10 protein-coding genes are annotated in these 12397 nt (G+C 62.5%); 6 read left to right on the top strand and 4 right to left on the bottom strand.

The genetic code is table 11. The features are described 5' to 3' along the window. Positions 1-15: 15 nt before the first annotated feature. From sdhA to OKW30_RS24020, 4 genes are all read right to left on the bottom strand, one after another. Positions 16-1791 carry a succinate dehydrogenase flavoprotein subunit gene (sdhA, locus tag OKW30_RS24035; RefSeq protein ID WP_184073129.1) on the bottom strand — a complete coding sequence of 592 codons (1776 nt, stop codon included), beginning with the start codon at positions 1789-1791 and terminating at the stop codon, positions 16-18. 4 nt (positions 1792-1795) lie between these two features. Further along, positions 1796-2164 (bottom strand): succinate dehydrogenase, hydrophobic membrane anchor protein, encoded by a 369-nt coding sequence (gene sdhD / locus OKW30_RS24030; protein ID WP_184038008.1) that lies wholly within the window; start codon positions 2162-2164, stop codon positions 1796-1798. 3 nt (positions 2165-2167) lie between these two features. Then, positions 2168-2584 carry a succinate dehydrogenase, cytochrome b556 subunit gene (sdhC, locus tag OKW30_RS24025; protein ID WP_184038005.1) on the bottom strand — a complete coding sequence of 139 codons (417 nt, stop codon included), beginning with the start codon at positions 2582-2584 and terminating at the stop codon, positions 2168-2170. 158 nt (positions 2585-2742) lie between these two features. Then, positions 2743-3543, bottom strand: coding sequence for a GntR family transcriptional regulator (locus OKW30_RS24020; RefSeq protein ID WP_184038002.1), 801 nt, complete (start codon positions 3541-3543; stop codon positions 2743-2745). 539 nt (positions 3544-4082) lie between these two features. Here OKW30_RS24020 and OKW30_RS24015 point away from each other — a divergent pair. The 6 genes from OKW30_RS24015 (at position 4083) to acnA (ending at position 12363) form a co-directional block, all read left to right on the top strand. Beyond that, positions 4083-5066, top strand: coding sequence for a malate dehydrogenase (locus tag OKW30_RS24015; RefSeq protein WP_090808272.1), 984 nt, complete (start codon positions 4083-4085; stop codon positions 5064-5066). Positions 5067-5257: 191 nt separating this feature from the next. Continuing rightward, positions 5258-6259 (top strand): HpcH/HpaI aldolase/citrate lyase family protein, encoded by a 1002-nt coding sequence (locus tag OKW30_RS24010; protein ID WP_429347829.1) that lies wholly within the window; start codon positions 5258-5260, stop codon positions 6257-6259. 69 nt (positions 6260-6328) lie between these two features. Further along, complete coding sequence (prpC, locus tag OKW30_RS24005) at positions 6329-7516, top strand: bifunctional 2-methylcitrate synthase/citrate synthase (RefSeq protein WP_090808268.1); 1188 nt, start codon at positions 6329-6331, stop codon at positions 7514-7516. Positions 7517-7617: 101 nt separating this feature from the next. Next, positions 7618-8130 carry a hypothetical protein gene (locus OKW30_RS24000; RefSeq protein ID WP_187618449.1) on the top strand — a complete coding sequence of 171 codons (513 nt, stop codon included), beginning with the start codon at positions 7618-7620 and terminating at the stop codon, positions 8128-8130. Between the two features lie 24 nt (positions 8131-8154). After that, positions 8155-9606, top strand: a complete 1452-nt coding sequence (locus tag OKW30_RS23995) for a bifunctional 2-methylcitrate dehydratase/aconitate hydratase (protein WP_184073123.1) — start codon at positions 8155-8157, stop codon at positions 9604-9606. Positions 9607-9648: 42 nt separating this feature from the next. Then, positions 9649-12363 carry an aconitate hydratase AcnA gene (gene acnA / locus OKW30_RS23990; protein WP_429347828.1) on the top strand — a complete coding sequence of 905 codons (2715 nt, stop codon included), beginning with the start codon at positions 9649-9651 and terminating at the stop codon, positions 12361-12363. Positions 12364-12397 lie beyond the last annotated feature (34 nt).

The following is a 12397-nucleotide window of genomic DNA, read 5'->3' as shown; positions in this document are numbered from 1 at the left end:
CCTTTGACTTGTGCCTTAGAAGGTACGCGCTTTCGGCGGAACCGATTCGACGGTCAGCGGCTTCATGTGAACCGGCTTGTAGTCGAGGCGATCGCCTTCGCTGAACCACAACGTATGGCGCAGCCAGTTTTCGTCGTCGCGATGTTCGAAGTCGTTCTGCGCGTGCGCGCCGCGGCTTTCCTTGCGCGCTTCGGCGGAGACCATCGTGGCGCGTGCCACTTCGATCAGGTTCGCCACTTCGAGCGCTTCGATGCGAGCCGTGTTAAACACCTTCGACTTGTCCTTCAGATGGATGTTGTCGACGCGTGCCGCCACTTCACGGATGGCCTCGACGCCTTCGGACAGCAGAGCCGAGGTACGGAACACACCAGCGTGCTTCTGCATCGTGCCGCGGATGTCGTTCGCGACCGACTGCGCGTACTCGCCCGACGACGAGTTGTCCAGCTTCGCCAGACGCGACAGCGCGAAGTCGGCTGCATCGGCCGGCAGCGGCTTGTGTTCCTTCAGTTCCTTCACGTGCTTGACGATGTGGTTGCCGGCAGCGCGGCCGAACACCACGAGGTCGAGCAGCGAGTTCGTGCCGAGACGGTTCGCGCCGTGCACCGACACGCACGAGCATTCGCCCACTGCGTAGAAACCGTTGACGACTTCTTCGGGGCCGCGCGGCGTCCCGACGACCTGGCCGTTGATGTTCGTCGGAATACCGCCCATCTGGTAGTGGATGGTCGGCACGACCGGGATCGGCTCCTTGATGCAGTCGACGTTCGCGAACTTCAGCGCGATTTCGCGGATCGACGGCAGACGCTTCATGATCGTCTCGGCGCCGATGTGCGACAGGTCGAGCAGCACGTGATCCTTGTTCGGACCGACGCCGCGGCCTTCCTTGATTTCCTGGTCCATCGAACGCGAAACGAAGTCGCGCGGCGCCAGATCCTTCAGCGTCGGCGCGTAGCGCTCCATGAAGCGTTCGCCGTTCGAGTTACGCAGAATACCGCCTTCGCCGCGCACGCCTTCGGTGATCAGCACGCCCGCGCCGGCCACGCCGGTCGGGTGGAATTGCCAGAATTCCATGTCCTGCAGCGCGATGCCCGAACGGGCCGCCATGCCGAGGCCGTCACCGGTGTTGATGAACGCGTTGGTCGATGCCGCGAAGATCCGGCCCGCGCCGCCCGTGGCGAACAGCGTGGTCTTGCCTTCGAGGATGTAGACGTCGCCGGTTTCCATTTCCAGCGCGCTCACGCCGAGCACGTCGCCGTCGGCGTCGCGGATCAGGTCCAGCGCCATCCATTCGACGAAGAATTGCGTCTTGGCAGCAACGTTCTGCTGGTACAGCGTGTGCAGCAGCGCGTGACCGGTACGGTCAGCCGCCGCGCAGGCGCGTTGCACCGGCTTTTCGCCGTAATTCGCGGTGTGGCCGCCGAACGGGCGCTGATAGATCGTGCCGTCCGCGTTACGGTCGAACGGCATGCCGAAGTGTTCGAGTTCGTAGACGGCGTTCGGTGCTTCACGGCACATGAATTCGATCGCGTCCTGGTCGCCGAGCCAGTCGGAGCCCTTGATCGTGTCGTAGAAGTGGTAGTGCCAGTTGTCTTCGCTCATGTTGCCGAGCGAAGCGCCGATGCCGCCCTGGGCCGCGACCGTGTGCGAACGCGTCGGGAACACCTTGGACAGCACGCAGACCGACAGACCGGCACGCGCGAGTTGCAGCGACGCGCGCATCCCCGAGCCGCCCGCGCCGACGATGACGACGTCGAAGCGGCGACGCGGCAGAGAATTCTTGATTGCAACCATGCTTTTATACTCTCCAGAGAATCTGCGCAGCGTAGCCCGCACATGCGAGCAGCCAGAGGATCGTCAGCACCTGGAGGACGAGACGCGTGCCAACGGGCTTCACGTAATCCATCCAGATGTCACGGATACCAACCCACGCGTGGTAGAACAGCGAGAGAAGCGTGACGAACGTGGCGAGCTTCATCCACTGCGTCGCGAAGATCGACGCCCAGCCGTCGTACGAAAAGTCGCGCGCGAGGAAGAACCACGCGAGCAGAATCACCGTGTACACCGCCATCACGCAGGCGGTGACGCGTTGCGCGAGCCAGTCGCGCAGACCGTAATGCGCGCCGACGACGAGACGCTTCGAACCGATTCGGTTATTGGCTGACATTTTTTAGAATGCTCCGAACAGTTTTGCCGCGAATGCGATGGTAAGCAGCGACGACACGACGATCACCACGATGGAGGTCGATTTGCCCTTCTCTTTCGACACGGCATCATGATTCGTATCCATCACGAGGTGACGGATGCCGGCGCAGAAGTGGAACAGGAAGGCCCACGCGAGAACCAGCGTGATCAGCTTGACGATGATGTTGGAGAGGAAGCCTTTGAATACTTCGAAGCTCAGTTCGGAAGTCAGGCTCTGATCGAAGAGGAACAGCAGGAACGGAAGGAAGAGAAACAACAAGGCACCGCTCACGCGATGCAGAATCGACACGCCCGCCGCCAGCGGGAAACGGTATGCCGTCAGTATTTGCCCAATACCGATGTTCCGGAATTCCGGCCTCGGTTTTTTTACGGCTTCTGCCATGCTAGACCCCTTACTATGTAGTCACACTAATCCGCAAGTTTAGCGCCTTTTTATATCGCGCTGCAGCGAAAACCACGCTAGGTCCTTTGCTGCGCGCGCAATGAAAGCGCCTTCCGATCGGCGCGCGTGTGGGACGCCGCGCCTCGTTTCAGCCCGATTCAGCTCAGATCGTTCTGATAGTAATACCCGGTTGTGACATACCAACCTCGCCGGACTTCGACCGGCCGGTCCCCATAGGTATAGGACACGCGCTCGACCGACAGCAACGGAAAACCCGCCGGCACATGCAGCAGGTCCGCCACGGAAGGCTCCGCCGCGACCGCGCGGATTTTTTCCGTCGCGCGAATCATGCGGGTACCGAATTCCGTCTCGAACATCGCGTAGAGGGGACCCTTGTACTCCGACAGCCGCTCGAGCGTGAGCCCGCGGAACACGACGCCGGGCAGCCAGATTTCGTCGAGCACGGTGACTTCGCCGTCGAACTGCAGCAAACGCTTGATCAGCACGACCGGATCGGCCGGCTTCAGATCGAGCTGCCGCGCGATTTCCGCCGATGCGCGCAGCCGCCGGCATTCGAGCAGACGGCTCACGTGCGGATGCTCGGCGCCGTCGTCGGCGAGCAATCTCAGGAAACGGAACTGCGCGCGCTCTTCGTTGTGCGTTGCAACGAATGTGCCCTTGCCCTGGCGGCGCACCAGCAGGTTGTCGGCGGCGAGTTCGTCGATCGCCTTGCGCACCGTACCCTGACTCACCTTGAAACGCGCGGCCAGTTCGACTTCACTAGGAATGATCTCGCCCGGCTTCCATTCGCCGCTTTCGAGGCTCTGCGTAATCAAGCCCTTGATCTGCTGATATAAGGGGCTGAAGGTAGGCGACGCGGCAGCGGAAACAGCGGATACGCCTTCGCCGGCGGCCCCTTGGCCATTCGGGTTCACAGGATTCGCCGGGTTCGAATTCATGCGCGCATTTCATCATAAAGGGCTGGGACACGTCTAGGGTTTTCCCCGCGATAGATGTGTCTTATATAAGACATAAGATACTGTTGACTTTGTCTGTTTCGACTCCTACACTCCTTGTCGAGCAAGGGTTTGCGGGATTTTGCGGCGGCTGTTTGATGCAGCGCCGCGACGCTCCGGCAGCCACTCTGCACCACGCCGTCCCCTACGCAGTCCAGGTTTCGATTCGCCGCCATCCGTTGCATTCGCGCGCTGTCTCCGTGTTGCACCCGCTGGCCCGACGCTTGCCGAAACGCGCTGTTTGCAGGAGCCCGCACCGTGCAGTTGCGGCCCCGGCCCGGCGTAAGCCCTGGGCCATCCCGTCCCGCTCCGCAGTACAGCTTTCCGGCACGGCGGTCTTGCCGTAACGCGCCGCCCGGTCTCGCCAATTCCGAGCCCGCACGCGAACAGTGAATTCCGCCGTGTTTCATCACGCTTCGCTGAACGCGCATATAGAATGGCGTTTTCCCTAGCGTCTAACGCATCGTCCTGGAGATTTCTCAATGGCTAAGCCCGCAAAGCGCGTTGCCGTCACCGGCGCCGCAGGTCAAATCGCTTACTCCCTGCTATTCCGCATCGCCAATGGCGACCTGCTCGGCAAGGACCAGCCGGTGATCCTGCAACTGCTCGATCTGCCGCAAGCGCAAGCCGCCGTCAAAGGCGTCGTGATGGAACTGGATGATTGCGCATTTCCGCTGCTGTCGGGCGTCGTGATCACGGACGACCCGAAGGTCGCGTTCAAGGACGCCGACATTGCCCTGCTGGTCGGCGCGCGTCCGCGTTCGAAGGGTATGGAGCGCAAGGATCTGCTGTCGGCCAACGCCGAAATCTTCACGGTTCAGGGCAAGGCGCTGAACGACGTCGCCAGCCGCGACGTGAAGGTTCTGGTGGTCGGCAACCCGGCCAACACGAACGCATACATCGCCATGAAGTCGGCGCCGGATCTGCCGAAGAAGAACTTCACCGCGATGCTCCGTCTGGACCACAACCGCGCGCTGTCGCAACTGGCCGCCAAGTCGGGCAAGCCGGTCGCGTCGATCGAAAAGCTCGCAGTGTGGGGCAACCACTCGCCGACCATGTACCCCGACTTCCGCGTTGCAACGGCTGAAGGTCAGGACCTGACCAAGCTGATCAACGACGAAGAATGGAACCGCAACACGTTCATCCCGACCGTCGGCAAGCGCGGCGCGGCGATCATCGAAGCGCGCGGCCTGTCGTCGGCGGCATCGGCGGCTAACGCTGCGATCGACCACGTGCGTGACTGGGTGCTCGGCACGAACGGCAAGTGGGTCACGATGGGCATCCCGTCGGACGGCTCGTACGGCATCCCTGAAGACATCATCTACGGCGTGCCCGTGACCTGCGAAAACGGCGAGTACAAGCGCGTCGAAGGTCTGGCAATCGACGCGTTCTCGCGCGAAAAGATGGACGGCACGCTGCAGGAACTGCTGGAAGAGCGCGACGGCGTTCAGCACCTGCTCGGCTAAGCATCTGATGCCGATGAACCGGAACTCCGAAGCGTCAGCGCGGCGGGTTCCGGTTTTTTTCGTGTAAATGGCCGTGCGATCATCGCCATTCGCCTCTGATTCGAACGTGCTTTGCCGTTGCCCGACAGCACTCGCGCAGAGCACGCCCGAATCCGACATCCTTAATTTTCACCACGCCCCACACGCCGAAGATGCGCGTTCTCACACCCGCCGAAGTGCTGTTTGAGGGCGAAGCGCCGCCCGCTGTGCTGCCTGCCTGCGATCACTACGCGGGCAGCGAAAAGCTGATGCTGAAGTCGCTCGCGTTACAGCAGCAACTCGGCCCGGTGTTCGATATCACGCTCGATTGCGAAGACGGCGCGCAGGTCGGCCGCGAGGCCGAGCACGCGGAACTGGTCGCATCGCTACTGGGCACCGTGCATGACCGCTTCGGCCGCGTCGGCGTGCGCATCCACGACTTCGCTCACGCGCACTGGCGCGACGACGTACGCCTCATTCTGCGCGCCGCAAAGCGAGCACCCGCTTACATCACGCTGCCGAAAATCCGCAATGTTCACGATGCCGCCGAAATGATGGCGTTCATCGAGGCGACGCGGCGCGAGCTCGGCCTCGCGCAGCCGGTGCCGGTGCAGTTGCTGGTCGAAACCCACGGCGCGCTTACACGTGTGTTCGAACTCGCCGCGCTGCCGGGCGTCGAGGCGCTGAGCTTCGGCCTGATGGACTTCGTCTCCGCGCACGACGGCGCGATCCCCGATACCGCAATGCGCTCGCCGGGCCAATTCGATCATCCGCTCGTGCGGCGCGCGAAGCTCGAGATTTCGGCGGCCTGCCATGCGTTCGGCAAGGTGCCGTCGCACAACGTCAGCACCGAAGTGCGCGACATGAGCGTGGTCGCGAACGACGCACAGCGCGCCCGCAACGAGTTCGGCTACACGCGCATGTGGAGCATCCACCCCGCGCAGATCGAGGCGATCGTCGCCGCGTTCGCGCCGCGCGACGAAGAAATCGCGACGGCCACCGAAATCCTGCTGGCCGCGCAGTCCGCGCATTGGGGCCCGACGCGTCACGGCGATACGCTGCACGACCGCGCGAGCTACCGCTATTACTGGTCGGTGCTGCGCCGCGCGCAAACCACCGGCCGCGCTGTTCCACAAGAAGCGGCGCCGCTTTTTGCGCAAGTGGGCGCCAACTGACACTCGGTGGCATAAGCGACGCGTTTTTCAAACGGCAGCGATGAGCCGGCACACAGGAGAAGGCGGAACATGAGCGAGACGACGCAAGCCGCTGGCGCAACAGGCGGCAACGAAACGCAAAGCGGCTTCAAGCCAAAAAAATCCGTCGCGCTGTCGGGCGTGACCGCGGGCAACACCGCGCTGTGCACGGTCGGCAAGACCGGCAACGATTTGCACTATCGCGGCTATGACATTCTCGACATCGCCGAGGCGTGCGAATTCGAGGAGATCGCTTATCTGCTGGTCCACGGCAAGCTGCCGACCCAGGCCGAACTGACCGCGTACAAGACGAAGCTGAAGTCGATGCGCGGCCTGCCGGCCAACGTAAAAGCCGCACTCGAATGGATTCCGGCCGCCGCGCATCCGATGGACGTGATGCGCACCGGCGTGTCGGTGCTGGGCACCGTGCTGCCCGAGAAAGACGATCACAACCTGCCCGGCGCGCGCGATATCGCCGACAAGCTGATGGCCTCGCTCGGCTCGATGCTGCTGTACTGGTATCACTACTCGCACAACGGCAAGCGCATCGAGGTCGAGACCGACGACGATTCGATCGGCGGTCATTTCCTGCATCTGCTGCATGGCGTCGAGCCGTCGAAGGCGTGGGTCGATGCGATGCACGTCTCGCTGAACCTGTACGCGGAGCACGAGTTCAACGCGTCGACGTTCACCGGCCGCGTGATCGCGGGCACGGGCTCGGACATGTACTCGGCGGTCACCGGCGCGATCGGCGCGCTGCGCGGCCCGAAACACGGCGGCGCCAATGAAGCCGCGTTCGAAATCCAGTCGCGCTACCAGACGCCTGACGAAGCCGAAGCCGACATCCGCCGCCGCGTCGAGAACAAGGAAGTCGTGATCGGCTTTGGCCATCCGGTCTACACGATCTCGGACCCGCGCAACAAGATCATCAAGGAAGTCGCGAAGAAGCTGTCGAAGGAAGCGGGCAACACGAAACTGTTCTCGATCGCCGAACGGCTCGAATCGGTGATGTGGGACGCGAAGAAGATGTTCCCGAACCTCGACTGGTTCAGCGCGGTGTCGTATCACATGATGGGCGTGCCGACCGCGATGTTCACGCCGCTGTTCGTGATCTCGCGTACGGCAGGATGGAGCGCGCACATCATCGAGCAGCGCGTCGACAACAAGATCATCCGCCCGAGCGCGAATTACACCGGACCCGAGAATTTAAAGTACGTGCCGCTAAATAGGAGAAAATAGCGATCGCTGCGCGCTCCACAGCGCGTGCAGTTCAACCCGCGCGGCCGCCGGACCGGTCGTCCGCGCACTGTTTAACTGATTTTGATAGAAAGGTTTTCTCCATGAAAAAGCTGATGATCGCCGCCATGATTGGCGCCCTGTCCACGACGATGCTGACCGTCGCGACTGACGCCACCGCTGCGGACACGGCCACCACCACGAAGAAGCCGGCCACCAAGGCCGTCGCGAAGCGCCCGGAGCCGCACCGCCTGATCAAGCGCAAGCCGAATCCGGCGAAGGAAGCGAAGGTCGATCCGATCCCGGAAGGCGCTGAAAAGTGGGCGTGCAAGGACGGCCTTGCTTTCGAAATGAAAGGCGACATGAAGCGTGACCAGATTGTCACCGTTCACTGGGCGAACAAGAACTACAACCTGCCGCGCGAAGCGACCACGACGGGCGCCGACCGCTTCCACGACGCAGCATCCGGTATGGACCTCGTCGTGATCCCGACGAAGGCCATGCTGTTCCAGGACAAGGACAGCTCGCGTCTCGCCGACGAGTGCAAGACGGTCGCCATGGAACAGGGCGCGCCGGCTGCAACGCAATCGAACGCGATCAACAAGACCGGCAACTGATTTTCGCCGCCAGGGAAGCCCCCTATGCCCGCCCCGATCTCCAACGTACGACCCGCCCCGGACGCCGTCCTGGTCGAGATCGTCGACTACGTGCTGGATTACCGGATCGACAGCGCGCTCGCGCTGGAAACCGCGCGTCATTGCCTGATCGACACGCTCGGTTGCGGACTCGAGGCGCTTACCTACCCAGCCTGCACCAAGCTGATGGGACCGATCGTGGCAGGCACGATCGTCCCCAACGGCGCGAAGGTGCCGGGCACGTCGTTCCAGCTGGACCCGGTTCAGGCCGCCTTCAACATCGGCGCGATGATCCGCTGGCTCGATTTCAACGACACCTGGCTCGCCGCCGAATGGGGCCATCCGTCCGATAACCTCGGTGGCATTCTCGCGACGGCCGACTGGCTCTCGCGCACCGCCATCGCAGCCGGCAAAGCGCCGCTGACGATGAAAGACGTCCTGATCGCCATGATCAAGGCGCACGAAATTCAAGGCTGCATCGCGCTCGAGAACTCGTTCAACAAAGTCGGGCTCGATCATGTGCTGCTCGTCAAGCTTGCGTCGACCGCCGTGGTCGGCCAGCTGATCGGCCTTACGCGCGACGAGCTGATCAACGCGATATCGCAGGCGCTCGTCGATGGGCAGGCGCTGCGCACCTACCGTCATGCGCCGAACACCGGTTCGCGCAAATCGTGGGCCGCCGGCGACGCGACCTCGCGCGCCGTGCGCCTCGCGCTGATCTCGAAGACCGGCGAGATGGGCTATCCGTCGGTGCTCAGCGCGAAAACGTGGGGCTTCTACGACGTGCTGTTCAACGGCAATGCGTTCCAGTTCCAGCGTCCGTACGGCTCGTACGTGATGGAAAACGTGCTGTTCAAAATCTCGTTTCCGGCCGAGTTCCACGCGCAAACCGCCGTGGAAGCCGCGCTCGCGCTGCATGTGCAGCTCGCCGCGCAGGGCCGGCGCGTCGAAGACATTCGCCGCATCACGATCCGCACCCACGAAGCGGCGATTCGCATCATCGATAAAAAGGGTCCGTTGAACAATCCGGCTGACCGTGATCATTGCATCCAGTACATGATCGCGGTGCCGCTGATTTTCGGCCGTCTGACGGCTGCCGATTACGAAGATTCAGTCGCGCAGGACTCGCGTATCGATGCATTGCGCGCGAAGATGGAATGCGTCGAAGACCCACAGTTCACGAAGGACTATCACGACCCGGAGAAGCGTTCGATCGCCAACGCACTGACGCTCGAATTCAACGACGGGTCGAAGTTCGGTGAAGTCGTAGTCGAATACCCGATCGGTCATAAGCGCCGTCGTGAAGACGGTATTCCGTTGCTGGTCGAGAAGTTCAAGACCAACCTCGCGCGGCGCTTTCCGGTCAAGCAACAACTGGCGATTCTCGACGTATCGCTCGACCAGGCCAAGCTCGAAGCGACGCCGGTCAATGAATACGTCGATCTGTACGTCATCTAGGTTGAGTACTGTAGTTCCGCGATCCAAACCAAGGAAAACACCATGGCCCACAACCTCCACAAAACGCTCAAGGAATTCGACAGCGGTTCCGGCAAAGGCAAGTTCTACTCCCTGCCGCAACTCGGCAAGGCTCTGAACCTCAAGATCGACCGCCTGCCGGTCTCGATCCGTATCGTGCTGGAATCGGTGCTGCGCAACTACGACGGCAAGAAAGTCGCCGAAGAACATGTCACGCAACTCGCGAACTGGAAGCCGACCGCGGCGCGCGTCGACGAAATTCCGTTCGTCGTGTCGCGCGTCGTGCTGCAGGACTTCACCGGCGTGCCCCTGCTCGCCGACATCGCCGCGATGCGCGGCGTCGCGAAGGCCGTCGGCAAGAACCCGAAGTCGATCGAGCCGCTGGTGCCGGTCGATCTGGTCGTCGACCACTCGGTGCAGATCGACCACTTCCGCGAGAAGAACGCGCTCGACCTGAACATGAAGCTGGAATTCCAGCGCAACAACGAGCGCTATCAGTTCATGAAATGGGGCATGCAGGCGTTCGACACGTTCAAGGTCGTGCCGCCGGGCGTCGGCATCGTTCACCAGGTGAACCTCGAGTACCTCGCGCGCGGCGTGCACAAGAAGGCCGACGGCGCGGACACCGTGTACTACCCGGATTCACTGGTCGGCACGGACAGCCACACGACGATGATCAACGGCATCGGCGTGGTCGGCTGGGGCGTGGGCGGTATCGAAGCCGAAGCAGGCATGCTTGGCCAGCCGGTGTACTTCCTGACGCCGGACGTCGTCGGTGTGCACCTGAAGGGCAAGCTGATCGAAGGCGTGACCGCGACCGACCTGGTGCTGACGATCACCGAACTGCTGCGTAAGGAGAAGGTCGTCGGCAAGTTCGTCGAGTTCTTCGGCGAAGGCACGCGCTCGCTGTCGGTGCCGGACCGTGCGACGATCGGCAACATGGCGCCGGAATATGGCGCAACGATGGGCTTCTTCCCGGTCGACGAAAAGACCATCGACTTCTTCCACGGCACGGGCCGCACGGACGCGGAGATCTCCGCGTTCGAAAACTACTTCAAGGCGCAGGAGCTGTTCGGCATTCCGGGCGAAGGCGATATCGATTACACGAAGGTCGTCACGCTGGATCTCGCGACGGTCGCGCCGTCGCTGGCAGGCCCGAAGCGCCCGCAGGACCGCATCGAGATCGGCCACGTGAAGTCGACCTTCACCGACCTGTTCTCGAAGCCGGTCGCCGAAAACGGCTTTGCGAAGAAGGCCGCCGATCTCGACGCGCAATACACGACCAGCAACGGCGTCGACGTGAAGAACGGCGACGTGCTGATCGCCGCGATCACGTCGTGCACGAACACGTCGAACCCGAGTGTGCTGCTGGCCGCCGGTCTGCTTGCGAAGAAGGCTGTCGAAGCTGGCCTGACGGTCGCTCCGCACATCAAGACGTCGCTCGCTCCGGGGTCGCGCATCGTCACCGAGTACCTGACGAAGACCGACCTGCTGAAGTACCTCGACAAGCTCGGCTTCACGCTGGCCGCTTACGGCTGCACGACCTGTATCGGCAACGCGGGCGACCTGACGCCGGAACTGAACGACGCGATCACGAAGAACGACATCGTCGCGGCAGCGGTGCTGTCGGGCAACCGTAACTTCGAAGCGCGTATCCACCCGAACATCCGCGCGAACTTCCTCGCGTCGCCGCCGCTCGTAGTCGCGTACGCGATCGCCGGCAACATCACGCGCGACCTGATGACCGAGCCGGTCGGCAAGGGCAAGGGCGGCAAGGACGTCTACCTCGGCGACATCTGGCCGACCAGCGAAGAAGTCAACGCGCTGCTGAAGTACGCGATGGATGCCGACGCGTTCCGCAAGAACTACTCGCAGCTCACGAAGAAGGGCGACCTGTGGAGCAAGATCGAGGGCGAAGAAGGTCAGGTCTACGACTGGCCGAAGTCGACCTACATCGCCGAGCCGCCGTTCTTCGGCAAGGACTTCTCGATGACGCCGGCTTCCAGCATCGCGCCGGTCAAGGGCGCACGCGCGTTGGGCATCTTCGGTGACTCGGTCACGACCGACCACATCAGCCCGGCAGGCTCGATCAAGGAAGACTCGCCGGCAGGCCGCTGGTTGAAGGAAAACGGCGTGCAAAAGGCCGACTTCAACAGCTACGGCTCGCGGCGCGGTAACCACGACGTGATGATGCGCGGCACGTTCGCGAACGTCCGTATCAAGAACCTGATGATCCCGGCGAAGGCGGATGGCTCGCGCGTCGAAGGCGGCCTGACGATTCACCAGCCGAGCGGCGAACAGCTGTCCATCTATGACGCAGCGATGAAGTACATCGGCGCCGATACGCCGACCGTCGTGTTCGCGGGCGAAGAGTACGGCACGGGCTCGTCGCGAGACTGGGCGGCCAAGGGCACGCAACTGCTGGGCGTGAAGGCTGTGGTCGCACGCAGCTTCGAGCGGATCCATCGTTCGAACCTGGTCGGCATGGGCGTTCTGCCACTGCAGTTCAAGGGCTCAGATAGCGTGCAGTCGCTCGGCATCACCGGCGAAGAAACGTACGACATCGAAGGCCTCGGCGACGACTTCAAGCCGCAACAGGAAGTCACGCTCGTGATCCACGGCAAGGACGGCGACAAGCGCGTTCCGGTGCTGCTGCGTATCGACACGCCGATCGAAGTCGACTACTACAAGCACGGCGGGATTCTGCCGTTCGTGCTGCGCTCGCTGCTGGCTGCTTAAGCCTCGCGGCAACGCATACAGCCTCGCTGTTTTG

Source organism: Paraburkholderia sp. Clong3, assembly GCF_050436485.1.
In the GTDB taxonomy this organism is placed as follows: domain Bacteria; phylum Pseudomonadota; class Gammaproteobacteria; order Burkholderiales; family Burkholderiaceae; genus Paraburkholderia; species Paraburkholderia tuberum.
This window is presented reverse-complemented; position numbering and strand designations above follow the sequence as displayed.

Excerpts from the sequence above, each read along its gene's own strand:
- sdhA (WP_184073129.1), bottom strand. The coding sequence starts at position 1,791 with ATGGTTGCAATCAAGAATTCTCTGCCGCGTCGCCGCTTCGACGTCGTC.
- sdhD (WP_184038008.1), bottom strand. The coding sequence starts at position 2,164 with ATGTCAGCCAATAACCGAATCGGTTCGAAGCGTCTCGTCGTCGGCGCG.
- sdhC (WP_184038005.1), bottom strand. The coding sequence starts at position 2,584 with ATGGCAGAAGCCGTAAAAAAACCGAGGCCGGAATTCCGGAACATCGGT.
- OKW30_RS24020 (WP_184038002.1), bottom strand. The coding sequence starts at position 3,543 with ATGAATTCGAACCCGGCGAATCCTGTGAACCCGAATGGCCAAGGGGCC.
- OKW30_RS24015 (WP_090808272.1), top strand. The coding sequence starts at position 4,083 with ATGGCTAAGCCCGCAAAGCGCGTTGCCGTCACCGGCGCCGCAGGTCAA.
- OKW30_RS24010 (WP_429347829.1), top strand. The coding sequence starts at position 5,258 with ATGCGCGTTCTCACACCCGCCGAAGTGCTGTTTGAGGGCGAAGCGCCG.
- prpC (WP_090808268.1), top strand. The coding sequence starts at position 6,329 with ATGAGCGAGACGACGCAAGCCGCTGGCGCAACAGGCGGCAACGAAACG.
- OKW30_RS24000 (WP_187618449.1), top strand. The coding sequence starts at position 7,618 with ATGAAAAAGCTGATGATCGCCGCCATGATTGGCGCCCTGTCCACGACG.
- OKW30_RS23995 (WP_184073123.1), top strand. The coding sequence starts at position 8,155 with ATGCCCGCCCCGATCTCCAACGTACGACCCGCCCCGGACGCCGTCCTG.
- acnA (WP_429347828.1), top strand. The coding sequence starts at position 9,649 with ATGGCCCACAACCTCCACAAAACGCTCAAGGAATTCGACAGCGGTTCC.